The sequence below is a fragment of the Streptomyces sp. NPDC001231 genome, assembly GCF_042896885.1.
GTDB lineage: Bacteria > Actinomycetota > Actinomycetes > Streptomycetales > Streptomycetaceae > Streptomyces.
The window spans coordinates 12,695-36,984 of the sequence record NZ_JBIAXS010000022.1; the positions used below are offsets into that span (position 1 = coordinate 12,695).

A 24,290-nucleotide genomic window follows, 5' to 3' on the forward strand; every position below is an offset into this window, starting at 1 on the left:
TGTGGCTGAGGCGGAGGACGGCGCCACCGCCGCCCATCCGTCAGGCCATCTGCCCGTCAGCCGTGGCCTCCTCCGTTGCCGTTGCCTCGCGGTCCGCCGTTCTGGCCCTGGAAGAAGCCTTCAGGGATGGAGAAGGACGGGTTCGGGAAGGGGCCGCGGCCGTTGTTCCCCCCGTTGTCGCCGCCGTTCCCGTGCTCGTCTCCCCGGTCCCTGCCCTTGTGCTTGTCCTGCTCCTTCTCGGGGTCCGGGATGTCCACGAGGTTGAAGGACGGGGCGTCCTTGCCCGTCAGCGCACCCGACATCATGTCGCGCCAGATCGGGCCGGGGACCTGGCCACCGAAGACCTTCGCATAGGTGGTGCCGCCGATGGTGATGTCGACCATGCGCCGCTGGTGCGCCGGGTCGCCGACCCAGACCGCGCCCGCCATGTTCGGCGTGTAGCCGACGAACCAGGCCGCGAAGCGGAAGTCCGTCGTACCTGTCTTGCCCGCGCTGGCACGGTCGCCGAGGCCGGCCTGCGTGCCCGTACCGTCCTCGACCACACCCTTCAGGAGCGTGTTGACCGTGTCGGCGGTGGTCTCCGACATCGCCCGGGAGCAGGTCGACTTCGGGACGGCCAGGGACTTCTTCTGGTTGCCGGTGGTCTGAGTGATCGACTCGATGGCGATCGGTGTGCAGTACGTGCCGCGGGAGGCGAACGTGGCGTACGCGCTCGCCATGGTCAGCGGCGACACCTCCTGGGTGCCGAGCGCGATCGACGGGTTCTGCTCGATCGGCGTGCCGTCCGCGCGCTGCACGCCCATCTTGTTGGCCATGTTCTTCACCGGGCAGATGCCGATGTCGCTGATCAGCTGCACGTAGTAGGTGTTGACCGACTTGGCGGTCGCCTCCTTCATGCCGTACGGGCCGACCTCCGTCTCGTTCTCGTTGGTGAGATCGGAGCCCTCCGTGTTCACCCAGTTCTTGCCGTCGCAGGCGGCGATCGGGCTCGGGTACGGCATCCGGTAGGGCGAGGAGTACTCCTGAGTCGCGGGCTTGCCGCCCTCGATGGCGGCCGCGGCCACGATCGGCTTGAACGTGGAACCGGGCTGGTAGCCCGCGCCACCGCCCATGGCCTTGTCCACCGAGAGGTTGATCTGGGTCTCGTTCTTGCCGAAGCCGTACGGACGGGACTGGCCCATGGCGAGGATCTTGCCGGTGCCGGGCTCGACGATGGTTGCGGCCGTGGCCACGGCGTCACTCGCCTTGACGTGGTCGTGGACGGACTTCTCCAGGGAATCCTGCGCCTGAGGGTCGAGCGTCGTGCGGATCGTCAGACCACCGCGGTTCCAGATCTTCGCCCGGTCCTTGCGGGTCTTACCGAAAACCGGGTCGTTCATGAACACTTCGCGGACGTAGTCGCAGAAGAAGCCCGCGCCCCTGATCGCCGTGATGCAGCCGTTGCGCGGCTGGGTGACCTTCAGGCCCAGCGGCTCCTTCTTGGCCTTGTCGGCCTCCGCCTGCGAGATGTCGCCGACACTCGCCATGCGCTCCAGGACGACGTTGCGCCGCTTGGTGGCCTCGGCCTCGTCGTTGACCGGGTCGTAGCGGCTCGGGGACTGGACGATGCCGGCGAGGAGCGCCGCCTCGGGCAGGGTCAGGTCCTTGGCGTGCTTGGAGAAGTAGCGCTGGGAGGCGGCCTCGATGCCGTAGGCCTGCTGGCCGAAGAACGTGATGTTCAGGTAGTTCTCGAGGATCTTCTTCTTGCCCAGGTCCTGCTCGACCTGGATCGCGAACTTCAGTTCCTTGATCTTGCGGCCGATGGTCTGCTGGGTGGCCTCCGCGACCTTCGTCGGGTCGTCGCCGGCCTCCTCGACGAAGACGTTCTTGACGTACTGCTGGGTGAGCGTGGAGGCACCCTGGGAGACCCCGCCGCTCTGCGCGTTCTTGTTGAGCGCGCGCAGTACGCCCTTCAGGTCGATCGCGCCGTGCTCGTAGAAGCGCGAGTCCTCGATCGCGACGATCGCCTTCTGCATGTACGGCGAGATGTCCTTCAGTTGGACCACCGTACGGTCGCGGGAGTAGACCTGGGCGATCTGCTCGCCCTTGTTGTCCAGGATCGTGGTCCGCTGACTGAGCGGCGGACGCTTGAGATTGGCCGGGATGTCGTCGAACCCCGTGGCCGACCCCTTGGCGGCCAGGCCCAGCGCACCGGCCGCGGGCAGTGCGATGCCCGCCATCACGGCTCCCGCGAGCACACTGACACCGAGGAACTTGGCGGCCTGCTGCGTTGGCGACAGACCACCGCCCGAGCGCTTCTTTGGCATGGGGGCAGCCTAATCCGTAGTGATGTGCGATCCGACGGAGCGGGGCTCCTCGGAATGTTCGAATGCAGGATCGTGACATCCAGGGGCGTTCGGGCGGGCAACACCGCAACGCGCAGGGTGACCTCCCGGACGCGGCACGCCGCCCCGGCTGTCGAACACGGCCCACCGGCACCGCGTGAGGCATGGCAACGTGAGGGGTCTACGTTCTCATTCGCCGGACACGCGTATATGCCTTGGCCTAAGCTGCTCTCGACTGTCACAGCGGTGCGGCCACGTATCCATACGTCCGGCAGCTCCGAAACGTTCCGGCTCCGTGCGACTTTTCTGGTCGGGTGGTCCGGGTGGTGTCGGGGCGCGCGGTCGGGGCGTGTGGGATGCGTGCCTGAATTCACCCTGTGTGTCATCCGGTGTCCGTTGCGGCGCACCGTAACTGCCCTACTGTGCCGGGAATGTCGCGCATGTCGCCAGCTCACTCCCCCGGGTGATCTGCCGCTTACCCATAGTCCGTTCGGACCATTCAAGATTGGGCCCGCTGGGGGTGTTGCGCCGTGCCCACCTTCCGTAACGTCCTCAACTGGCGGCGGTGAATATGCCGCTGCCGCCGTGGGGGAGCCTCGATTCGGGAGAGGACGGCGCCGGTATGGGCTGGGTAACCGACTGGAGTGCGCAGGCGGCCTGTCGCACTACCGATCCGGATGAACTGTTCGTTCAGGGAGCAGCGCAGAACAGGGCCAAGGCGGTGTGCACCGGATGCCCGGTTCGCACCGAATGTCTCGCCGACGCGCTCGACAACCGCGTCGAGTTCGGCGTCTGGGGGGGGATGACGGAGCGTGAGCGCCGCGCACTGCTGCGCCGGCGGCCGACCGTGACCTCCTGGCGCCGGCTGCTGGAGACCGCGCGCATGGAGTACGAGCGGGGCGCGGGACTGGTGTCCCTCGCCGACGACCAGGTGTACGAGGACTACGCGGCGGTCGGCTGAGCGGCGGGGCTGAGGCGTCGTCCTTCCTGGGCGGGCCGCGGTTGTCCGTGTGTTCGTGAGTCCGTGTGCCCGTGGTTGTCCCGCTGCGGGGAGGGACCGCGGAAGCCCCCGGCGGGCGGGCGTCAGGCGCCCGGCTCGGGAAGCTCGCGGCGGTGTTCCGCGAGCCGGTTTCCGATGTCCCGCAGCCCCGTGAGGTCGTGCACATCCCCGGGCAGTGCGGCAACTTCGGCCACCGCCACCTCGGGGTGCAGGGCGGTGAAGCGGTCACGCGTGCGCTGCTCACGGGAGAGCAGCTGCATGCGCTCGGCATGCAGCCTCAGCAGGCCCGCGGTGACCTGGTCGACGGACGGCTCCGGTTCGAAGTCGTCGCCGGCGGGCGCCTCGGGGTCCGCGGGAGGCGCACCGGAATCGGGATGAGCAGCGGTGGAGTCTGAACTGCCATACGTTTCAGGAGAGTTACGAAGTCCAGCTTTCCCGTCCCGCTGATCCACAATGCGGGACTCCTCAAGATTTTCCGCGGCGGCGAGCGCCAGCTCGGCCGACAGCTCACCGGCGCCGCTGCCGTGCACCCGGTTGAGCACCAGACCGGCCAGCGGCATCTTCTCCGCGGCCAGCCGCTCCACGAAGTACGCGGCCTCGCGCAGCGCGTCCCGCTCCGGGGCCGCGACCACAAGGAACGCGGTTCCCGGCGCCTGGAGCAGCTTGTACGTCGCGTCCGCGCGGGTACGGAAGCCGCCGAAGGTCGTGTCCATCGCGGCCACGAACGTCTGGACGTCCTTGAGCAGTTGACCGCCCAGCAGCTTGCCGAGCGTGCCGGTCATCATCGACATCCCGACGTTCAGGAACTTCATCCCCGCGCGCCCGCCCAGCTTCGCCGGGGCCGTCAGCAGCCGGATCAGCCGGCCGTCGAGGAAGGAGCCGAGCCGCTTGGGCGCGTCCAGGAAGTCCAGGGCCGAGCGGGACGGCGGGGTGTCGACGACGATGAGGTCCCACTCGTCCCGGGCCCGCAGCTGGCCCAGCTTCTCCATCGCCATGTACTCCTGCGTGCCCGCGAAGCCGGCGGAGAGCGACTGGTAGAAGGGGTTGGCCAGGATCGCGGTTGCCCGCTCGGGGTCCGCGTGCGCCTCGACGACCTCGTCGAAGGTGCGCTTCATGTCGAGCATCATGGCGTGCAGTTCGCCGTCGCCCTCGGTGCCCTTCACCCGGCGCGGAACGTTGTCCAGGGAGTCGATGCCCATGGACTGGGCGAGCCGGCGGGCCGGGTCGATCGTCAGGACGACCACCTTGCGGCCGCGCTCGGCGGCGCGCAGGCCGAGAGCCGCCGCGGTGGTGGTCTTGCCGACCCCGCCCGAGCCGCAGCACACCACGATCCGCGTCGTCGGGTCGTCGAGCAGCGGGTCGACCTCGAGCGCGCGCGTGGGTGCCAGATGACGGACCCCGTCGTGCGCGGGGGTGGAGGTGCGCGCGGTCTCCCGCGCGGGTGCCGGGTCCGGGCTCATGACATCCCCTGCTTCCGCAGCTCGGTCGCCAGTTCGTACAGGCCCGCCAGGTCCATGCCCTCGGCGAGCAGCGGCAGTTCGTGCAGGGGCAGACCCAGCTCGCTCAGCACGGACCGCTGCTCCTCCTCCAGCGTGTAACGCTCGGCGTACTCCTCGGCCTGCTCCAGCAGCGGACCCACCAGCCGCTCGGCGTTCTGGCCGCGCCGCGCCCCGCCGAGCCCGGCGGAGGACAGCGACCGGGCGAGCGCGGTGCGCGAAGCGGTCCGTACGAGTTCCAGGTCGCCCGCGTCCAGCACCTGCGGGCGCACCATGTTCACGATGATGCGTCCCACCGGCAGCCGGGCGGCGCGTAGTTCGGCGATGCCGTCCACGGTCTCCTGGACCGGCATCTCCTCCAGCAGCGCCACCAGGTGCACGGCGGTCTCGGGCGACTTCAGCACCCGCATCACCGCCTGGGCCTGATTGTGTATCGGGCCGATCTTCGCCAGGCCCGCCACCTCGTCGTTGACGTTGAGGAAGCGGGTGATGCGCCCGGTGGGCGGTGCGTCCATGATGACGTAGTCGTAGACGAATTGTCCGCTGCGATCCTTGCGCCGCACCGCCTCGCACGCCTTGCCGGTCAGCAGGACGTCTCTGAGCCCGGGCGCGATGGTGGTGGCGAAGTCGATGGCGCCGAGCTTTTTCAGGGCCCGGCCGGCACCGCCCAGTTTGTAGAACATCTGGAGGTAGTCCAGCAGGGCCAGTTCGGGGTCTATGGCCAGCGCGTACACCTCCCCGCCCCCGGGAGCGACGGCGATCTTCCGTTCCTCGTAGGGCAGCGCTTCCGTCTCGAAGAGCTGTGCGATGCCCTGCCGGCCCTCGACCTCGACGAGGAGCGTCCGCTTCCCCTCCGTGGCCAGGGCCAGCGCGAGAGCGGCGGCGACCGTCGTCTTTCCGGTCCCGCCCTTGCCGCTGACGACCTGGAGCCTGCTCACGTATTCGAGACTAACCAGTTCGCGCTCGGGTCACGCGGGAGGCTGTGGACAACCGACGTCGTGGTCGGCCCGTGGCCCGCCGGCGGCAGCGGATACAGTCGGCCGCATGACCAAGTGGGAATACGCAACCGTGCCGCTGCTCGTCCATGCCACGAAGCAGATTCTGGACACCTGGGGCGAGGACGGCTGGGAGCTCGTCCAGGTCGTGCCCGGACCGAACCCCGAGCAGCTGGTGGCCTACCTGAAGCGGGAGAAGCAGGCATGAGCGCGGTCGAGGAGAGGCTGGCGGAGCTGGGTCTGAGGCTGCCGGAGGTCGTGCCGCCGCTGGCCGCCTACCAGCCCGCTGTGCGGTCCGGCGTGTACGTCTACACCGCCGGCCAGCTGCCGATGGTGGACGGCAAGCTCCCGGTCACCGGCAAGGTGGGCCTGGAGGTCACGCCGGAGGAGGCCAAGGAGCTGGCGCGCACCTGTGCGCTGAACGCCCTGGCGGCCGTCAAGTCCGTCGCGGGCGACCTGGACCGTGTCGCGCGCGTGGTGAAGGTCGTGGGCTTCGTCGCCTCGGCGGCGGACTTCACCGGCCAGCCGGGCGTCGTCAACGGCGCCAGCGAGCTGCTGGCCGAGGTCCTCGGCGAGAAGGGCGTGCACGCGCGCAGCGCGGTCGGCGTGGCGGTGCTGCCGCTGGACGCGCCCGTGGAGGTGGAGATCCAGGTCGAGCTGGAGCCGTAGTCCGAGCCCGGAACCGGCTCTGACCTCGGTCACCTCTCGAACATTCGCTCACCACGGGATAGCCTCCGCCCATGGCGAATGGGCAGTGGTTTCCCCCGGACTGGCCGGACCGTATCCGCGCGCTCGCGGACGGCAGCCTCACACCGGTCACGCCGAAGCGCGCGGCCACCGTCATGCTCCTGAAGGAGACCGGTTCCGGCCCCGCGGTGCACATGCTGCGCAGACGCGCCTCCATGGCCTTCGCCGGAGGCGCGTACGCGTACCCGGGCGGTGGCGTCGACCCCCGTGACGACGACCACCACGTCCGCTGGGCGGGGCCCTCGCGCGCGTGGTGGGCCGACCGGCTCGGCGTCGACGAGAAGGCGGCCCAGGCGATCGTCTGCGCGGCCGTCCGCGAGACGTACGAGGAGGCCGGCGTCCTGCTCGCCGGACCCGGCGCCGACAGTGTCGTCGGCGACACCACGGGTGCCGGCTGGGAGGCCGACCGTGCCGCCCTGGTCGCCCGTGAGCTGTCGTTCGCGGAGTTTCTGGACCGCCGGGGCCTGGTCCTGCGCTCGGACCTGCTGGGGGCCTGGACCCGCTGGATCACCCCCGAGTTCGAGTCCCGCCGCTACGACACCTGGTTCTTCGTGGCCGCGCTGCCCGAGGGCCAGCGCACCCGGAACGCCTCCACGGAGGCCGACCGCACGGTGTGGATCGCGCCCGCGGAGGCGGCGGCCGCGTACGACCGGGGCGAGCTGCTGATGATGCCGCCCACCATCGCCACCCTGCGCCAGCTGATGCCCTGCGGCAGCCCCGCCGAGGCGCTCACCGCCGCGCGGTCCCGCGATCTGACCCCCGTGCTCGCACGGGCCCGCCTGGTGGACGGCGAGGTGGTCCTGACCTGGCCGGGGCACGACGAGTTCACCAAGCACATCCCGAGCGGCACGGCCCGCGCGTGAGCCGCCGCTCCCGCCCGGCCGACGTCGAGGAAGGCCCTCTCGCATGACGGACGCAGCAGCGCTGCCCGGGCAGCCCCGGGGCGGTGTACCGGCCGGCCCCGCCACCGCGCGGGCCGTCAACGTCCTCGCGCCCAACGCGTCCCCCATGACCCTGGACGGCACCAACACCTGGATCGTCTCGGAGCCCGACTCCGACCTGGCCGTGGTGGTCGACCCCGGGCCGCTGGACGAGGGCCACCTGGCCCGGGTGGTCGCCACCGCCGAGGAGGCGGGCAAGCGGATCGCGTTGACCCTGCTGACGCACGGCCACCCCGACCACGCCGAGGGCGCCGCCCGCTTCGCCGAACTGACCCGCACGCGCGTGCGTGCGCTCGATCCGGCCCTGCGGCTGGGCGACGAGGGCCTGGGCGCCGGTGACGTGATCAAGGTGGGCGGGCTGGAGCTGAGGGTCGTACCGACCCCCGGCCACACCGCCGACTCCCTCTGCTTCCATCTGCCGGCCGACCGCGCCGTGCTCACCGGCGACACGATCCTGGGCCGGGGCACGACCGTCGTCGCGCACCCCGACGGCCGTCTGGGCGACTACCTGGACTCGCTGCGGCGGCTCAGGTCCCTCACGGTCGACGACGGCGTCCACACGGTCCTGCCCGGCCACGGACCCGTCCTGGAGGACGCCCAGGGCGCCGTCGAGTTCTACCTCGCCCACCGGGCCCACCGGCTCGCCCAGGTCGAGACGGCCGTCGAGTCCGGCCACCGGACCCCGTCCCAGGTCGTCGCCCACGTGTACGCCGACGTGGACCGCTCCCTGTGGCCCGCGGCCGAGCTCTCGGTGCGCGCCCAGCTGGAGTACCTCCGGGAGCACGGGCTCATCTGACGGCCGACGACGAGCCACGTCTCGCGGCCGACGACGAGGGCCCCGTCCCGGCCGGGAACGGGGCCCACAGGACCGCGGACGGGTCAGCGCGAGCGCTTCGCCAGGCGCTCCACGTCCAGCAGGATCACCGCGCGGGCCTCCAGGCGGAGCCAGCCGCGCTGGGCGAAGTCGGCCAGGGCCTTGTTCACGGTCTCGCGGGAGGCGCCGACCAGCTGGGCCAGCTCCTCCTGGGTGAGGTCGTGCACCACGTGGATGCCCTCCTCGGACTGCACGCCGAAGCGGCGGGAGAGGTCCAGCAGAGCACGGGCGACACGGCCCGGGACGTCGGAGAAGACCAGGTCCGACATCTGGTCGTTGGTCTTGCGCAGGCGCCGGGCCACGGCACGCAGCAGGGCGCCGGCCACCTCGGGCCGTACGTTCAGCCAGGGCTGGAGGTCGCCGTGGCCGAGGGCCAGCATCTTGACCTCGGTCAGCGCGGTCGCGGTCGCGGTGCGCGGGCCCGGGTCGAACAGCGACAGCTCGCCGATGAGCTCGCCGGGGCCCACGACGGCCAGCATGTTCTCGCGGCCGTCCGGGGACGTGCGGTGCAGCTTGACCTTGCCCTCGGTGACCACGTAGAGCCGGTCGCCCGGGTCGCCCTCGTGGAACAACGAGTCGCCCCGTGCGAGTGTCACCTCCGTCATGGAGGCGCGGAGCTCCGCGGCCTGCTCGTCGTCGAGCGCCGCGAAGAGCGGATTGCGCCGCAGAACGTCGTCCACGAGTTCTCTCCTTGTCGACCTGCTCAGAGGATCTTGCTCCCCCGTGTGCCAGGGGTCCGTGTTCCCCATTTTGCCGGACGGTCCAAACAGTGTGATCTGTCACAAGGATGCCGCACAGGTGTGCCCGTTTACGCGGCAGGGGGCCAATCGGGGTCCGATCTCCGGGGTCCGGAGCGGATGTCGGTGCTGGGCTTTAGGCTGGCCGGGTGTCCAAATCGCCGGTGAGAGCGCAGGCCGAGGGGGCTGGGCGGGTGGTTGTACGTGAGGATTCCGCTGTGGGCGAACAAGGGCCCGACGATGGAACGAACATGGCAAAAGCGGCGAAAAAGGCACCCGTGAAAAAGGCAGCACCTCAGAAGAAGACGGCCCCCGCCAGGAAGGCCGTGGCCCCGAAGAAGGTGACGGTCGCGCCGAAGAAGGCCAGCGCCGCCGTCAAGAAGGTCGCGCCGGCGAAGACGCTCGCCCCGAAACCGCCGAAGAACGAGTCGCGCACGGCCCTGGTCCGCCGGGCCCGCCGTATCAACCGCGAACTCGCCGAGGTGTATCCCTACGCCCACCCCGAGCTGGACTTCGAGAACCCCTTCCAGCTGCTGGTCGCCACGGTCCTGTCGGCCCAGACGACGGACCTGAGGGTCAACCAGACCACGCCGGCGCTGTTCGCCAGGTACCCCACCCCCGAGGACCTCGCCGCCGCGAACCCCGAGGAGGTCGAGGAGATCCTGCGGCCCACCGGCTTCTTCCGGGCCAAGACCAAGTCGGTGATAGGCCTGTCCAAGGCGCTGACGGAGGAGTTCGGAGGCGAGGTCCCCGGGCGGCTGGAGGATCTCGTCAAGCTCCCCGGCGTCGGCCGCAAGACCGCCTTCGTGGTCCTCGGCAACGCCTTCGGACGGCCCGGACTGACCGTGGACACGCACTTCCAGCGGCTGGTGCGTCGCTGGCAGTGGACCGAGGAGACCGACCCCGACAAGATCGAGGCCGCCGTCGCCGCGCTCTTCCCCAAGAGCGACTGGACGATGCTCTCGCACCACGTGATCTTCCACGGCCGCCGTATCTGTCATGCCCGCAAGCCCGCGTGCGGTGCCTGCCCGATCGCCCCGCTCTGCCCGGCCTACGGCGAGGGCGAGACGGATCCGGAGAAGGCGAGGAAGCTGCTGAAGTACGAGAAGGGCGGCTTCCCGGGCCAGCGCCTCAAGCCGCCGCAGTCCTACCTGGACGCGGGCGGCAAGCCGGCACCGCCGCTGGGGGCCGGATGACACCGGCGGAACGATCTAGGCGCCGTCGTGCGTTGGACACGGCAGGACGGCGAGGGGAACGGGGGTGGCGATGACGCGGGCGAGTGAGGCGAGCGGGACACAGGGCGGCTCGGTGGCGCTCAGCACGGAGGGGCTGCCCGGCTGGCTCGGGCCGGTCGTGCGCGTGGCCGAGACGGTCCGGCCGGTCCAGCTGAGCCGCTTCCTGCCGCCGGAGGACGGCGCGGGGCGCCAGTCCGCCGTCCTGATCCTCTTCGGCGAGGCCGAGCGCGGACCCGAGCTGCTGCTCATGGAGCGGGCCGGGTCCCTGCGCTCGCACGCCGGCCAGCCGGCGTTCCCCGGCGGGGCGCTCGACCCCGAGGACGGCGACCCGCAGGGCGAGGGCCCGCTGCGGGCCGCGCTGCGCGAGGCCGAGGAGGAGACCGGGCTCGATCCGGGCGGTGTCCAGCTGTTCGGCGCGCTGCCCCGGCTGTACATCCCGGTCAGCGGCTTCGTCGTCACACCCGTACTCGGCTGGTGGCGCGCGCCCAGCCCGGTCGGTGTCGTCGACCCGGCGGAGACCGCACGCGTGTTCACCGTGCCCGTGGCGGATCTCACGAACCCCGACAACCGGGCCACGACCGTCCACCCCAGCGGCCACCGAGGTCCGGCATTCCTGGTCGAATCGGCCCTCGTGTGGGGCTTCACCGCCGGGATCATCGACCGCCTGCTCCACTACGCGGGCTGGGAGCGGCCCTGGGACCGTGGCAAGCAGGTCCCGCTCGACTGGCGGTCGTGACAGGGTGGGCACCGCGTCGGTGCTGCCGGGGGGCGGAACTCCAGGAGGACACAGGCCGACCTGGGGTGATCGGAACATGATGAGGCGAGGCTCGACGCGGTGAACGTGCTGGACATCCTGCTGCTGATCGCCGCCGCGTGGTTCGCGGTCGTGGGCTACCGCCAGGGATTCGTCGTCGGCATCCTGTCGGTGATCGGCTTCCTCGGCGGCGGACTCCTCGCCGTGTACACGCTCCCGGTCATCTGGGACGCGATGACGGACAACACACCGGTCAGCACCACCGCGGCCGTCGTCGCGGTCATCGTCGTGATCGTCTGCGCCTCGGTCGGCCAGGCCCTGACCACCCACCTCGGCAGCAAGCTGCGCGTCTACATCACCTGGTCCCCGGCCCGCGCCCTGGACGCGACCGGCGGCGCCCTGGTCAACGTCGCCGCCATGCTGCTGGTCGCCTGGCTGATCGGCTCGGCCCTCGGCGGCACGACGATACCGACGCTGGGCAAGGAGGTGCGCAACTCCCGGGTGCTGCTCGGGGTCTCCGAGGTGCTGCCCGCACAGGCCGACACCTGGTTCGCGGACTTCACCTCCGTCCTCGCGCAGAACGGCTTCCCGCAGGTCTTCAGCCCGTTCGCCAACGAGCCCATCACCGACGTACAGCCCCCGGACCCGGCGCTGGCGAACAGCGTCGTGGCCCTGCGCGCCAAGGAGTCCGTCGTCAAGGTCATGGGCACCGCGCGCAGTTGCGGCAAGGTGTTGGAGGGCAGCGGCTTCGTCTTCGGAAACCGCCGCGTCATGACCAACGCGCACGTCGTGGGCGGGGTCGACGAACCCACCGTCCAGATAGGCGGCGAGGGAAAGAAGTACGACGCCAAGGTCGTCCTGTACGACTGGCACCGCGACATCGCCGTGCTGGACGTACCGGACCTGAAGGCGCCGGCCCTGAAGTTCACCGGCACGGAGGCGCGCAGCGGCGACGGCGCGATCGTCGCCGGCTTCCCGGAGAACGGGTCGTACGACGTCCGTGCCGCGCGTGTACGCGGGCGCATCACGGCCAGCGGCCCGGACATCTACCACCGCGGCACGGTGCGCCGTGATGTCTACTCGCTGTACACGACCGTGCGCCAGGGCAACTCCGGCGGCCCGCTGCTCACGACCGACGGCAGGGTGTACGGCGTGGTGTTCGCCAAGTCCCTCGACGATGCCGACACCGGCTACGCGCTCACGATCGACGAGATCCAGCAGGACATCGCGCAGGGTCGTACCGCGAACCAGCAGGTGGGCAGCGACGACTGCGCGTTGTAGGCCGCGCCCGCCGGTGCCGGGTCAGCCGCGGCTGTGACGCAGGCGTACCGAGACCCAGCGCGCTCGGCGGCGCAGGATGCGGGGAATGCCCACCCGTGGGTCCGTGTCCGTCAGCTGCGGAGCTCCGCGCTGATGGGAGTTGGGACCGCTCACCGAACGGCGGGTGCGTGCTACGTCGTTGTAGTCGTGCGTCCAGCCCATACCGGGACGTCTGCCCCCGCCCCAAGGTCGATAACCGCCCGCGGACTCCCCAATTGGCCTATGCGCCGGGCAATTGGCAGTTCGCAGGACAGCTGTTCACGTTCGGATACCGGGCGCATCGTCCGGGTCACCGATCCGGTTCGGGGTCTTTCAGCCAGTTGACCAGCTCCGTCGAGAAGGCCACCGGATCCTCCTCGTGAGGGAAGTGGCCGAGGCCGTCGAACAGGCGCCAGCGGTAGGGGGCTTCGACGTACTCGCCCGAGCCGGCCGCGCTGCGGGTGCGCTGGACGGGGTCGAGGGAGCCGTGCAGGTGCAGCGTCGGCACGCGCACGGGCCGCTTCATCCGGCGGTAGAACTGGATGCCGTCGGGCCGGGCCAGCGAGCGCACCAGCCAGCGGTACGGCTCGACGGAGCAGTGCGCCGTCGAGGGGATGCACATGGCGCGGCGGTACGTCTCCACCGCTTCGTCGTCCGGCAGCCGCGGCCCCGACCAGTCCCGTACGAGCCGGGCCACCAGGGCGCCGTTGTCGGCGGTGAGCTGCCGCTCGGGGATCCAGGGCCGCTGGAACCCCCAGATGTACGAACTCGCCGCCGTCTGCCGGACGTCCCCGAGCATCGCCGAACGCCAGCGCCTGGGGTGCGGCATCGAGGCGACCGCGAGCCGACGTACCAGCTTGGGGCGCATCGCGGCCGCCGTCCAAGCCAGGTAGCCGCCGAGGTCGTGGCCGACCAGTGCGGCGTCCGGCTCGCCGAGCGAGCGGACCACTCCGGTGATGTCGAGGGCGAGGTTGGCCGGGTCGTAGCCGCGGGGCGTACGGTCGCTGCCGCCCACGCCGCGCAGGTCCATCGCGACGGCCCGGAAGCCCGCGTCGGCGAGGGCGACCAGCTGGTGCCGCCACGTCCACCAGAACTGCGGGAAGCCGTGCAGCAGCAGGACCAGCGGTCCGTCGCCGAGCTCGGCGATGTGGAAGCGGGCGCCGTTGGCCGCGACGTCCCGGTGCGTCACCTTCCTGCCGCCGGGCAGGTCGATCCGGACGACCGGCGTCGATTGCGCCGAAGGGGTGGCGGGCTCCGTCATGAGGTCGAGCGTGCCACAGCCTCGATGGCCGCGGGGGAGCGGTCCTCCAGGGCGGCCGGCTCCGGGCGCGGGTGCGGCTTGGCGTTCTGGAGCACCCCGGCCGTCGCCTTCATGGACGCGGCGACCTTCTGCGGACCCTGGCTCTTCTTCGTCTTCTTCCCGAGGAACACACCGATCACCGCCAGTACGCCGGCGATCAGGCAATTGGCTCCGAAGGACACCAGGAAGCAGAGGGCGAGGTTCCAGTCGGTCCAGGTGTGAACGCCGTACGCCAGCGCGAAGTTGAGCATCGGCAGGGAGAACAGCAGCAGCGCACCGGCCAGGCTCAGCAGGCTGCCGCTGCCCAGGCCGCGCCTGACGTCCTTCTTGAGCTGGGCCTTGGCCAGTGCGATCTCGTCGTGCACCAGTGCCGACATCTCGGTGGTCGCCGTGGCGAACAGCTGGCCGATGCTGCGTTCGGTGCCGACCGGGTTGCCGTCGGGTGCGCTCATCGCGGTCTTCCTCTCCTGCCTGACTTCGGACTGCGTTCCGTCGGCCTCCGCCCGGCTGCTGTCACTGCCTGACTTCTGCCCGACTGGGAACGCTCCTGTCATTTGTACCGTCCCGTCAGATCATGCCGGACCGCCGTCCTGCTCGCCTGCCCTGCCCGGCACTTCGGCAAGCCGACCGTCCTGTTCGGCGGTCTTCGCCTCGGCGAGCCGGCGGTGCTCGGCGGCCTTCCGCTCGTGAATCTCGGCCATGCGCAGGTGATAGGCCGGGTCGTCCTGCTCGTAGACGTCCGGGATGCCGTCGAGGTCGTCGTCCCGCTCCTCGGACTCGCACAGCCTCCGGTACCGGGCGTTGCGGATCTTCAGCAGGACGGTCGCCAGGATCGCCGCGATCAGGGAGCCGATGAGGACGGAGGCCTTGACCTCGTCGGTGAGTGCCGCGTCGCCGGTGAAGGCCAGTTCGCCGATGAGCAGGGAGACGGTGAAGCCGATCCCGGCGAGCGTCGCCACGGCGAACAGATCGGCCCAGGCGAGGTCCTCGCTGAGCGACGCCTTGGTGAAGCGGGCGGTGAGCCAGGTCCCGCCGAAGATGCCGACGGTCTTGCCGACGACCAGTCCGAGCACGACGCCGAGTGTCTCGGGCCGGGTGAACACGTTGGCCAGCGCCCCGCCCGAGACGGAGACGCCCGCGCTGAACAGGGCGAACAGCGGCACCGCCAGGCCGGCCGAAAGGGGCCGTACGAGGTGTTCGACGCGTTCGCCGGGGGAGGTCTCCTCACCCTCGTGGGGGGCGCAGCGCAGCATCAGGCCCATCGCGACGCCCGCGATGGTGGCGTGTACGCCGCTGTTGTACATCAGCGCCCAGATGACCAGTGCGAGCGGCACGTACACGTACCAGCCGCGCACGCCCTTGCGCAGCAGCAGCCAGAAGACGACGAGACCGGCCGCCGCGCCGCCGAGCGCGGCGAAGTTCAGGTTTCCGGTGAAGAAGACGGCGATGATCAGGATCGCGAACAGGTCGTCGACGACGGCGAGCGTCAGCAGGAAGGCGCGCAGGGCGCTGGGCAGCGAGGTGCCGATGACCGCGAGCACGGCGAGCGCGAAGGCGATGTCCGTCGCGGTCGGCACCGCCCAGCCGCCGAGCGAGCCGTCCGACACGAGGTTGGTCAGGGCGTAGACGACGGCCGGTGCCGCCATGCCGCACAGCGCGGCGATCACCGGCAGGATCGCGGCTCTGCCGTCCTTGAGGTCTCCGGCGACGAGTTCGCGCTTGAGCTCGATCCCGGCGACGAAGAAGAAGACGGCGAGCAGTCCGTCGGCGGCCCAGTGCTCCACGGAGAGGTTCAGGCCGAGGGAGGCGGGGCCGAGGTGGAAGTGTCCGACGCTCTCGTAGCTGCCGCGCAGGCCGGGGATGTTCGCCCAGAGCAGGGCGGCGACAGCGGCGAGGAGGAGGATCACACCACCGACGGTCTCGGTGCGCAGCGCGTCCGCCACGAAGTTCCGCTCGGGCAGGGACAGACGTCCGAGGAACTTGCGGGCTGGGGTGTCGGTGCGGGGCGCGGCCACGGGAACCTCCGGTCGGTGGGCATGACGGAACACATGCCGACCAGACTTCCCGGCGCACCTGAGGGTCTTTTCTGTTGTGGTGTCCCGCCTACCTTACCCAAGGCGGCCGAGTGGGTCCGGCGTCTTCCCGGTGATGCGGCGGGTCCGGCGTCTTCCCGGAGATGCAGAAGGGGCACCCGGCGCTTGTCCCGCCGGGTGCCCCTTGACGCCGTACTCAGTCCTCGCCCGTCTTCCGGGCGTTCCCCGCTCAGTCCTCGCCGGGCGACGCGGGGAGCTTGGCCTGGATGAGGTCCATGACGGCGGAGTCGGTCAGCGTGGTGACGTCTCCGAGCTGCCGGTTCTCCGCCACGTCGCGCAGCAGGCGCCGCATGATCTTCCCGGAGCGGGTCTTCGGCAGCTCCGCCACCGGCAGGATCCGCTTGGGCTTGGCGATCGGGCCGAGCGTCGAGCCGACGTGGTTGCGCAACTCGCCGACCAGGGTCTCGGTCTCGGTGACCGCGCCGCGCAGGATCACGAACGCGACGATCGCCTGTCCGGTCGTCTCGTCCGCCGCGCCGACCACGGCCGCCTCGGCGACCGACGGGTGGGAGACGAGGGCGGACTCGACCTCGGTGGTGGAGATGTTGTGCCCGGACACGAGCATCACGTCGTCGACCCGGCCGAGCAGCCAGATGTCGCCGTCGTCGTCCTTCTTGGCGCCGTCACCGGCGAAGTACCGGCCCTCGAACCGCGACCAGTAGGTGTCGATGAAGCGCTGGTCGTCGCCCCAGATGGTGCGCAGCATCGACGGCCACGGCTCGGTGAGCACCAGGTAGCCACCGCCGCCGTTGGACACCTCGTTCGCCTCGTCGTCCACCACGGTGGCGGAGATGCCGGGCAGCGGCCGCTGGGCCGAGCCGGGCTTGGCGGCGGTCACACCCGGCAGCGGGGAGATCATGATTCCGCCGGTCTCCGTCTGCCACCAGGTGTCGACGACCGGGGTGCGGTCGCCGCCGATGTTCTTGCGGTACCAGATCCACGCCTCCGGGTTGATCGGCTCGCCGACCGAGCCGAGGATCCGCAGGGAGGACAGGTCGAACTTCGCGGGGATGTCGTCGCCCCACTTCATGAACGTACGGATCGCGGTCGGCGCCGTGTAGAGGATCGTCACGCCGTACTTCTGCACGATCTCCCAGAAGCGGCCCTGGTGCGGGGTGTCCGGCGTGCCCTCGTACATCACCTGCGTCGCGCCGTTGGCCAGCGGCCCGTACACGATGTACGAGTGCCCGGTGACCCAGCCGACGTCGGCGGTGCACCAGAACACGTCGGTCTCCGGCTTGAGGTCGAAGACCGCCCAGTGCGTGTACGCCACCTGCGTGAGGTAGCCGCCGGAGGTGTGCAGGATGCCCTTCGGCTTCCCCGTCGTGCCCGAGGTGTAGAGGATGAACAGCGGGTGCTCCGCCTCGAACGCCTCCGGCGTGTGCTCGGCGGACTGCCGGTCGACGATCTCGTGCCACCACAGGTCCCGGCCCTCGGTCCAGGCGACCTCCTGGCCGGTGCGGCGGACCACGATCACGTGGTCGACGTTGTCCACGCGTTCGACCGCCTCGTCGACGGCCGGCTTGAGCGCGGACGGCTTGCCGCGCCGGTAACCGCCGTCGGCGGTGATGACGACCCTGGCGTCGGCGTCCTGGATGCGGGTGGCGAGCGCGTCCGCGGAGAAGCCGCCGAAGACCACCGAGTGCGTGGCGCCGATCCTGGCGCAGGCCAGCATGGCGACCGCCGTCTCCGGGATCATCGGCATGTAGATCGCGACCCGGTCGCCCTTCCGGACGCCCAGTTCGAGCAGCGCGTTCGCGGCCTTGGAGACCTCGTCCTTGAGCTCGGTGTAGGTGATGGCGCGGCTGTCGCCGGGCTCACCCTCGAAGTGGATCGCGACGCGGTCGCCGTGCCCGGCCTCCACGTGCCGGTCGACGCAGTTGTACGCCACGTTGAGCGTGCCGTCCTTGAACCACTTGGCGAACGGCGGGTTCGACCAGTCGAGCGTCTCGGTCGGCTCCACGGCCCAGGTCAGCCGGCGGGCCTGCTCGGCCCAGAATCCCAGCCTGTCGGCCTTGGCCTGCTCGTACGCGTCCGCCGTGACATTGGCGCCTGCGGCCAGGTCGGCGGGCGGCGCGAAACGTCGCTCCTCCTTCAGGAGGTTGGAGAGTGAAGAACGCTCGTTGTCTGCCATCGTCGCACACCGTCCCAGTGGTTTAGACCAATCAATGTGCCCGATTCTCCGAGGGCCCCAGGGTGTCGGTCAACCCCTCCCATCCTGACACCCGCTCATCCACGGGTCACGCACGACGATCCCTGGAGGTTCACTCCTGGAACGCCTTCTCGCTCGGAGTGTCCGATGTGTCGCTCAATGTGAGGGATGGCGTCGTCGTCTGCGGAGTCTCCGTCGCCGCGACCCGGGTGAAGGTCTCCTCGCCGTCCGTCCCCGTGAGCAGGTACGCCTCGGCCTCGCCCACGTGGAAGTACATCCCGTGCAGTTCCAGCGTCCCCTCCCGCAGGGCGCGGGCCACCGCGTCGTGGGCGCGCAGGTGCTCCAACTGCTGTACCACGTTGGTGAGGCACAGCCGCTCGACCGCGTCGGCGGGCGGCCGTCCGGCCGGCCGGGGGGCGGGGCGGCCGTCGTCCGCCATCCGTTCCAGACTGGACAGCCCGTGCCGCAGCCATCGTTCGAGCGGCGTACGGGTCTGTCCGGAGCCGGAGCCGGTGCCTGAGGCGAAGTCAGGGCCCGAGGCGAGGAGTGCCTGCATGGCCCCGCACCCGGAGTGGCCGCACACCGTGATGGAGCGGACCCCGAGCACGTCCACCGCGTACTCCACGGCCGCCGCCACCGAGTCGTCTTCGCCCTGCCCGGGCGGCGGCACGAGGTTGCCCACGTTCCGCACGACGAAGAGGTCGCCGGGACCACTGGAAGTGATCATCGACGTGACCAGTCGCGAGTCGGCGCAGGTGAGGAAGAGTTGGGACGGGCGCTGCCCCTCCCGCGCCAGCCGCGCCAGTTCCTCGCGCACCCGGGGTGCGGTGCTGTGCTGGAACGCGCGGATGCCGTGCGCCAGCCGGTGGCCGCGGTCGCCGGGAGCCGGTGCCGTGCTCCCACACTGGTGGTTGCGCCAGGGCGTCCAGGGCCGGCAGCGGCACCGGACGCCGTCCGGCGCGGCGGGCTCGGCGATGCGGACTCCGGCACGACGGCCGGTGAGTTCGACCGAGCCGCCCTGCGCGGTGTGCGTCCGCTGCCAGTCCTGAAGTGACTCGTACGCCGCGTGATCCATGAACGAGCCGTCAAGCCGGACGACCACGGCGGCTCCCGGCGGCACGAGATGCAGGACCCGGCTGAGCCGTGGCACCGCGAGGAACGTCAACTGCCCTCGTACATGGACGTGATGGACTCCTTTCCGCTCTTCGTGCGTGATGCGGGTGCGGGTGAGGCGGCGCAGGGCGACGGCGACGGCCATGGCGATGCCCAGGGCCACGCCCTGGAGGACGCCGAGGGCCGCCACGCCGAGGGCGGTGGCGGCGTACACCGGCACCTCCTGGTGGCGGGTCACCGTGCGGATGTGGTGCGGGGACACCATCTGGATGCCGACGGCCATCACCAGGGCGGCGAGCGAGGCGAGCGGGACGAACTCCAGCACCGGGACCATCAGCAGCGCGGCGATCACTACGAGAACGCCGTGGAGCATCGTGGAGTTCCGGCTCACGGCACCCGCGCGCACATTCGCCGTACTGCGCACGGCCACCCCGGCGACCGGCAGGCCGCCGAGCGCGCCGGAGACGACGTTGGCGGCGCCCTGGCCGAGCAGTTCCCGGTCCAGGTCCGAGCGGCCGACCCGGGGGGTCGGTCCGGCGCGGCCCGTGACCAGCTTGTCCACAGCGACCGCGCCGAGCAGCGACTGCACACTGCACACCAGCGTGGTGCCGAGCACCGCGGCGACGAGCCCGAGCGCCGGTCCCTGGGGCAGTCCGGCCAGGGCGTGGCTGCGCCAGGACGGCAGATCGACCCTGGGCAGCACCAGCCCGGTGAGGGAGGCGACGGCGGTGGCCGCGGCGACGGCGACGAGCGCGGCCGGCACCTTGGCCAGCAGGCGCCCCGCCCGTCCGGGCAGGCGTGGCCAGGTCAGCAGTACCGTCAGGGTCAGCGCGCTCACGGCGAGGGCCGCCGGGTCGAGGCCGGTCAACTGGGCAGGCAGGGCACGGAGGTTGTCGAGCACGGAACTCTGCGGGCTGCCGCCGAGGACGATGTGCACCTGGGCGACGGCGATGGTCACCCCGATCCCGGCGAGCATGCCGTGCACGACGGCGGGGCTGACGGCGAGCGCACCGCGGGCCACGCGCAGGCAGCCGAGGGCGAGTTGGGCGAGACCGGCGAGAACGGTGACGGCGCAGGTCGTACGCCATCCGTAGCGCTGGATCAGATCGGCGGTGACGACGGTGAGTCCGGCGGCCGGGCCGCTGACCTGAAGCGGTGAGCCGCCGAGCCGTCCGGCGACGAGTCCGCCCACCGCGGCGGCCACGAGGCCGGCCCGCAGCGGGGCGCCGGTGGCCAGGGCGATACCGAGGGAGAGGGGCAGGGCGATCAGGAAGACCGCGACGGAGGCCGACAGGTCGGCGCCCGCGAGGCGGAGGCGGCGCGGTCGCCGGGGCGGGCTGTGGGGTGGGTGGGAACGCTCGGTGCGGGCGGACTTCGCGGTGTGGGCGGGGACGCAGGCCGGCATGTTTCCCGTCTCCTCGGGGTGGCACGGTCGCGGAACTCTCGACTGACTCGACTTTCGGCTGACTCAGCGGGACTTAATGGGAACGGCGGATCAAAGCTGAGTAAAGCGATCGTAATGCCACGTAAAGGCCATGCTTCGATTATCAACTCGAATGGGGCGGCAAATCACCTCGTTGAGTGAAGGGAGCTTTTTATCGGCTTGTCATGCTAATTCCTTCTCCGGTCCATGCGATCTTGACGGCGCTGTCGGCCCGATCCGGCACGTCACCAGCACACGCCGTCTCGGCGTTGGACGAGAGAAGGAAGAAGGTGGGCGGAACATGGCCACCACCCAGAGGATCGCCGTGGGCATCGCCGTCGCAACGGTCTGCGCCTGGTCGCTCGCCGGTTGCGCGAGCGGCCCCGGGGCGCCGAGGCGGGGTGCGCCCGGCGCTCCTCGGAAGGGCCCGCAACTGCCCGGGAACATCGTCCGCTTGATCGGCGACGGGTCCACCGCGTACACCGGAGCGCAGCCGCACCTGCGGAGGCCGGAGCGGCTCAAGGCCGGTGAGAAGCCACCGCAGTTCGTCGTGTTCTCCTGGGACGGAGCGGGGGAGGACAGCCAGAAGCTGTTCTCCCACTTCCGCGAGGTCGCCAAGGCCAACAACGCGACCATGACCTACTTCCTCAGCGGCGTGCACCTGCTCCCGCGGGGGAAGCGGGACCTGTACCGCCCGCCGCAGCACGCCCCGGGCAGCTCCGAGATCGGCTTCAACGACGCGCAGGGCATCGCCGACACGGTCGGGCAGGCGCGTCTGGCGTGGCTGGAGGGCAATGAGATCGGCACGCATTTCAACGGTCACTTCTGCGGCCCCGACGGCGGAGTCGGAAAGTGGTCGGTCGACGAGTGGAAGAGCGAGATCGCCCAGGCCAAGCAGTTCGTGAAGACCTGGAGGACCAACACCGGCATGAAGGACGCCGCTTCGCTGCCCTTCGACTACGACAAGGAGCTCATCGGCGGCCGCACCCCGTGCCTGGAGGGCCGGAAGAACTTCGTCAAGGCGGCGAGCCAACTGGGCTTCCGCTACGACAGCAGCGGTGTCAACAACCAGGTATGGCCCAGGCAGAGGGACGGACTGTGGGACCTGTCGATGCAGCTGGTGCCCTTCCCCGGGCACAACTCCGAGCAGTTGACCATGGACTACAGCTTCATGGTCAACCAGTCCGGCACGCAGACCCAGGGCGACCCCGCCGAGTTCGACGACTGGGGCAACCAGATGCGCGACGGCCTGCTCAAGGGCTTCCGCCGGGCCTACGACGGCAACCGCGCCCCGCTGGTGATCGGCAACCACTTCGAGTCCTGGAACGGCGGCACCTACATGCGCGCCGTCGAGGACGTCGTGAAGGAGGTGTGCAACAAGCCCGACGTGCGCTGTGTCTCCTTCCATCAGCTGGCCGACTGGCTGGACGCCCAGGAACCGCGGTCCCTCGCCGAGCTGCGGACCCTCAAGGTCGGCGAGGCTCCGGCGCGGGGCTGGGCGTCCTTCCTGTCGAGCCGCCCGGCCCCGGCCCCCAAGGGCGTACCCGGGGCGCCCAAGCCGTAGCGGTGCTCACGCCGGGGCGGTGACGCCCTCGCCCAGGACGAAGGCGGGGTCGATCTGCGCCGCGAGGTCGGCCCCGGTCCGCTCGTTTCCCCACGAGGCGGCGTTCTTCAGATGGAAGTGCACCATCTGGCGGGTGTACCGGTCCCAGTCACGCAGCTCGTACGTGGCGTCGGCGGCGACCTGGAGCATGCGCAGCGCGCGGCGGTTGGCGTCCTCCAGGAACTCGAACCGGGGCGGCCGGCCCTTCTCCATGGCGCGCACCCAGTCGGAGTGCCCGACGGTCACGAGCAGGTCGTCCCCGACCTCGGCGCGCAGGAAGTCGAGGTCGTCCTGCCCCTGCACCTTGTTGCCGACGACGCGCAGGACGACCCCGTAGTCGCGGGCGTACTCCTTGTACTGGCGGTAGACGGAGACCCCCTTCCGGGTCGGCTCGGCGACGAGGAACGTGATGTCGAACCGGGTGAACATGCCGGAGGCGAAGGAGTCCGAGCCCGCCGTCATGTCGACCACGGCGTACTCGTCGCGGCTGTCCACCAGGTGGTTCAGGAACAGCTCCACCGCCCCGGTCTTGGAGTGGTAGCAGGCGACCCCCAGGTCGGCGTCCGTGAAGGGGCCGGTGACCATCAAACGCGCGGCACCGCCGTCGAGTTCCACCGGGTGCGCGCAGGCGTCATAGAGCGGGTTGTCCTCGCACAGGCGCAGCAGACGCGAGCCCTCGCCCGGCGGGGTCGTCTTGATCATCGTCTCGGTGGAGGCGATGCGCGGGTTGGTGCCGCGCAGGTAGTCCTTGATCAGCGGCAGCCGGTCGCCCATCGCGGGCAGTGCGGCGGCCTGCGGCTCCTCCAGGCCGAGCGCGGCCCCCAGGTGCTGGTTGATGTCGGCGTCGATCGCGACGACGGGCGCGCCGGTGGCCGCGAGATGGCGGATGAACAGGGAGGACAGAGTGGTCTTGCCGCTGCCGCCCTTCCCGACGAAAGCAATTTTCATGTTCACGAAGCGTAGTGCTCTGGTTGCCCAGGGTGGTGGTCTGCGTGAAGAAGACCACTCCTTCGTGGGGTGGAGCGCTCGGGCCCGTAGGGTCGTACTCATGAGTGCGACAGGAGCGGCCGCCGATCCTCCCCCAAGCTCTCGAACGAGCGCGAGCAGGGAGGACCCCCTCGCGGCCCTGGGCGCGCTGCCCGGTGTGGCCGAGTCCGTGGAGTCCGTACGCAAGGCCGTGGACCGCGTGTACGGGCACCGGGTCATGCGGCGCAGGAGCAACGAGATCACCTCCGAGGCGGCGCTGCGCGGTGCGCGCGGCTCTGCGGCGCTGTCCGGTGCGGACTGGGCCCTGGAGGAGGTGCGCCGGCGCTCCGACTTCAGCGGCGACGACGAGGCGCGGGTGGTGGGCGCCGCCCTGAGGCTGACGGCCGAGGCCGGCCAACTGCTGTCCATCTGGCGGCAGTCGCCCCTGCGGGTGCTGGCCCGGCTGCATCTCGTGGCCGCCGCGAGCCAGGAGGGGGCGGTCGGACGGCCGCGTCAGGAGGGCGAGGACGTCGGTGAGCCGCTGGTCGAGCTGCCGCCGCCGAGCGCCGCAGAGGTCTCCGGACGTCTGGAGGGCCTGTCGGAGCTGATCATCGCCGGCAGCTCCGCGCCCGCCCTGGTGACGGCGGCCGTGGTGCACGGCGAACTCCTGGCGCTGCGCCCCTTCGTCTCCCACAACGGACTGGTCGCCCGGACAGCCGAGCGCATCGTCCTGATCGGCAGCGGTCTCGACCCCAAGTCGGTCTGCCCCGCCGAGGTCGGCCACGCCGAACTGGGTCGCGCGGCCTACCTGGCCGCCCTCGACGGCTATGTCTCCGGCACCCCGGAGGGCATGGTGGCCTGGATCGCCCATTGCGCAAGGGCGGTTGAGCTGGGTGCGCGCGAGTCCACGGCGGTGTGCGAGGCGCTCCAGCGCGGGGCGGCGTGACGGATCCGGACGCAGGGTTGCGGCGGTACGAGAACTCGTACCGCCGCTGGCATCACCACCGAGTTACCAAGCGTCCTCGATATGTCGCCCATCAGGTCGGGATCTTTGCCCGTCACCTGGTGCGGCTGGCCCGTAATCGACGGGTCGACGTCGCGTGGGTGCCCGGTGTTCATGCTCGGTCCGTGGGGCCGATTGAGCTTTAAAGGTGATCCTTTCGGATGTCCTTTGGTCTCGCGGGCCGTCGAATCCTTTGTACTGCAAGCGGGGAGCAAGCGGAACCCCTGGCTGCACT

At 70.6% G+C, this 24,290-nt stretch carries 21 protein-coding genes; 10 read left to right on the forward strand and 11 right to left on the reverse strand.

What is annotated here, in order from left to right:
* Positions 1 to 56: 56 nt before the first annotated feature.
* On the reverse strand, positions 57 to 2,306 hold the full coding sequence (locus ACFY3J_RS25220; RefSeq protein ID WP_384174836.1) for a transglycosylase domain-containing protein: 2,250 nt from the start codon (positions 2,304 to 2,306) through the stop codon (positions 57 to 59).
* 640 nt (positions 2,307 to 2,946) lie between these two features.
* Between ACFY3J_RS25220 and ACFY3J_RS25225 the strand changes: the two genes are divergently transcribed.
* The gene (locus ACFY3J_RS25225) at positions 2,947 to 3,285 is read left to right on the forward strand and encodes a WhiB family transcriptional regulator (protein WP_172632898.1); all 339 of its coding nucleotides are present in this window, start codon (positions 2,947 to 2,949) and stop codon (positions 3,283 to 3,285) included.
* 122 nt (positions 3,286 to 3,407) lie between these two features.
* Here the strand turns inward: ACFY3J_RS25225 and ACFY3J_RS25230 are convergent, their stop codons facing one another.
* Both ACFY3J_RS25230 and ACFY3J_RS25235 read right to left on the reverse strand, forming a co-directional pair.
* The gene (locus ACFY3J_RS25230; protein ID WP_384174840.1) at positions 3,408 to 4,784 is read right to left on the reverse strand and encodes an ArsA family ATPase; all 1,377 of its coding nucleotides are present in this window, start codon (positions 4,782 to 4,784) and stop codon (positions 3,408 to 3,410) included.
* Positions 4,781 to 5,758, reverse strand: a complete 978-nt coding sequence (locus ACFY3J_RS25235; RefSeq protein ID WP_384174842.1) for an ArsA family ATPase — start codon at positions 5,756 to 5,758, stop codon at positions 4,781 to 4,783. The genes ACFY3J_RS25230 and ACFY3J_RS25235 overlap by 4 nt, the downstream gene beginning before the upstream one ends.
* A gap of 106 nt (positions 5,759 to 5,864) precedes the next feature.
* On the opposite strand from ACFY3J_RS25235, the gene ACFY3J_RS25240 reads away from it, so the two are divergent.
* The 4 genes from ACFY3J_RS25240 (at position 5,865) to ACFY3J_RS25255 (ending at position 8,299) form a co-directional block, all read left to right on the forward strand.
* Complete coding sequence (locus ACFY3J_RS25240) at positions 5,865 to 6,023, forward strand: DUF4177 domain-containing protein (protein WP_009189813.1); 159 nt, start codon at positions 5,865 to 5,867, stop codon at positions 6,021 to 6,023.
* A complete protein-coding gene (locus tag ACFY3J_RS25245; RefSeq protein WP_384174844.1) occupies positions 6,020 to 6,484 on the forward strand; it encodes a RidA family protein in 465 nt (154 codons plus the stop codon). The genes ACFY3J_RS25240 and ACFY3J_RS25245 overlap by 4 nt, the downstream gene beginning before the upstream one ends.
* A 71-nt stretch (positions 6,485 to 6,555) precedes the next feature.
* Positions 6,556 to 7,425 carry an NUDIX hydrolase gene (locus ACFY3J_RS25250; RefSeq protein WP_384174846.1) on the forward strand — a complete coding sequence of 290 codons (870 nt, stop codon included), beginning with the start codon at positions 6,556 to 6,558 and terminating at the stop codon, positions 7,423 to 7,425.
* 43 nt (positions 7,426 to 7,468) lie between these two features.
* Complete coding sequence (locus ACFY3J_RS25255; RefSeq protein WP_384174848.1) at positions 7,469 to 8,299, forward strand: MBL fold metallo-hydrolase; 831 nt, start codon at positions 7,469 to 7,471, stop codon at positions 8,297 to 8,299.
* A gap of 83 nt (positions 8,300 to 8,382) precedes the next feature.
* Here the strand turns inward: ACFY3J_RS25255 and ACFY3J_RS25260 are convergent, their stop codons facing one another.
* Positions 8,383 to 9,057 carry a Crp/Fnr family transcriptional regulator gene (locus ACFY3J_RS25260; RefSeq protein WP_100568471.1) on the reverse strand — a complete coding sequence of 225 codons (675 nt, stop codon included), beginning with the start codon at positions 9,055 to 9,057 and terminating at the stop codon, positions 8,383 to 8,385.
* 308 nt (positions 9,058 to 9,365) lie between these two features.
* On the opposite strand from ACFY3J_RS25260, the gene nth reads away from it, so the two are divergent.
* The 3 genes from nth to ACFY3J_RS25275 all read left to right on the forward strand — a co-directional run bounded on the left by nth (position 9,366) and on the right by ACFY3J_RS25275 (position 12,384).
* On the forward strand, positions 9,366 to 10,310 hold the full coding sequence (nth, locus tag ACFY3J_RS25265) for an endonuclease III (RefSeq protein WP_384174850.1): 945 nt from the start codon (positions 9,366 to 9,368) through the stop codon (positions 10,308 to 10,310).
* Positions 10,311 to 10,380: 70 nt separating this feature from the next.
* Positions 10,381 to 11,085, forward strand: a complete 705-nt coding sequence (locus ACFY3J_RS25270; RefSeq protein ID WP_390841791.1) for an NUDIX hydrolase — start codon at positions 10,381 to 10,383, stop codon at positions 11,083 to 11,085.
* Between the two features lie 99 nt (positions 11,086 to 11,184).
* Positions 11,185 to 12,384: a MarP family serine protease gene (locus tag ACFY3J_RS25275; protein WP_384174854.1), complete on the forward strand. Its 1,200-nt coding sequence runs from the start codon at positions 11,185 to 11,187 to the stop codon at positions 12,382 to 12,384.
* A gap of 21 nt (positions 12,385 to 12,405) precedes the next feature.
* Here ACFY3J_RS25275 and ACFY3J_RS25280 read toward each other — a convergent pair whose 3' ends face one another.
* The 6 genes from ACFY3J_RS25280 to ACFY3J_RS25305 all read right to left on the reverse strand — a co-directional run bounded on the left by ACFY3J_RS25280 (position 12,406) and on the right by ACFY3J_RS25305 (position 20,465).
* Positions 12,406 to 12,585, reverse strand: coding sequence for a hypothetical protein (locus tag ACFY3J_RS25280; protein WP_141359658.1), 180 nt, complete (start codon positions 12,583 to 12,585; stop codon positions 12,406 to 12,408).
* Between the two features lie 127 nt (positions 12,586 to 12,712).
* Positions 12,713 to 13,663, reverse strand: a complete 951-nt coding sequence (locus tag ACFY3J_RS25285; RefSeq protein ID WP_358733491.1) for an alpha/beta hydrolase — start codon at positions 13,661 to 13,663, stop codon at positions 12,713 to 12,715.
* Entirely contained in the window at positions 13,660 to 14,154 is a 495-nt protein-coding gene (locus ACFY3J_RS25290; protein WP_384174857.1) for a phage holin family protein, read from the reverse strand. The genes ACFY3J_RS25285 and ACFY3J_RS25290 overlap by 4 nt, the downstream gene beginning before the upstream one ends.
* Positions 14,155 to 14,274: 120 nt before the next feature.
* On the reverse strand, positions 14,275 to 15,717 hold the full coding sequence (nhaA, locus tag ACFY3J_RS25295) for a Na+/H+ antiporter NhaA (RefSeq protein ID WP_384174859.1): 1,443 nt from the start codon (positions 15,715 to 15,717) through the stop codon (positions 14,275 to 14,277).
* A gap of 247 nt (positions 15,718 to 15,964) precedes the next feature.
* Positions 15,965 to 17,929, reverse strand: coding sequence for an acetate--CoA ligase (gene acs / locus ACFY3J_RS25300; RefSeq protein WP_384174861.1), 1,965 nt, complete (start codon positions 17,927 to 17,929; stop codon positions 15,965 to 15,967).
* 130 nt (positions 17,930 to 18,059) lie between these two features.
* Complete coding sequence (locus ACFY3J_RS25305; protein WP_384174863.1) at positions 18,060 to 20,465, reverse strand: bifunctional SulP family inorganic anion transporter/carbonic anhydrase; 2,406 nt, start codon at positions 20,463 to 20,465, stop codon at positions 18,060 to 18,062.
* 319 nt (positions 20,466 to 20,784) lie between these two features.
* Here ACFY3J_RS25305 and ACFY3J_RS25310 point away from each other — a divergent pair, with 319 nt between their 5' ends.
* Entirely contained in the window at positions 20,785 to 22,047 is a 1,263-nt protein-coding gene (locus ACFY3J_RS25310; RefSeq protein ID WP_390841792.1) for a hypothetical protein, read from the forward strand.
* Between the two features lie 6 nt (positions 22,048 to 22,053).
* On the opposite strand, the gene ACFY3J_RS25315 is transcribed toward ACFY3J_RS25310, so the two are convergent.
* Complete coding sequence (locus ACFY3J_RS25315) at positions 22,054 to 23,034, reverse strand: ATP-binding protein (RefSeq protein WP_390841793.1); 981 nt, start codon at positions 23,032 to 23,034, stop codon at positions 22,054 to 22,056.
* A 100-nt stretch (positions 23,035 to 23,134) separates the two neighbouring features.
* Between ACFY3J_RS25315 and ACFY3J_RS25320 the strand changes: the two genes are divergently transcribed.
* Positions 23,135 to 23,998 carry an oxidoreductase gene (locus tag ACFY3J_RS25320; RefSeq protein ID WP_390841794.1) on the forward strand — a complete coding sequence of 288 codons (864 nt, stop codon included), beginning with the start codon at positions 23,135 to 23,137 and terminating at the stop codon, positions 23,996 to 23,998.
* The last annotated feature ends 292 nt before the right edge of the window (positions 23,999 to 24,290 follow it).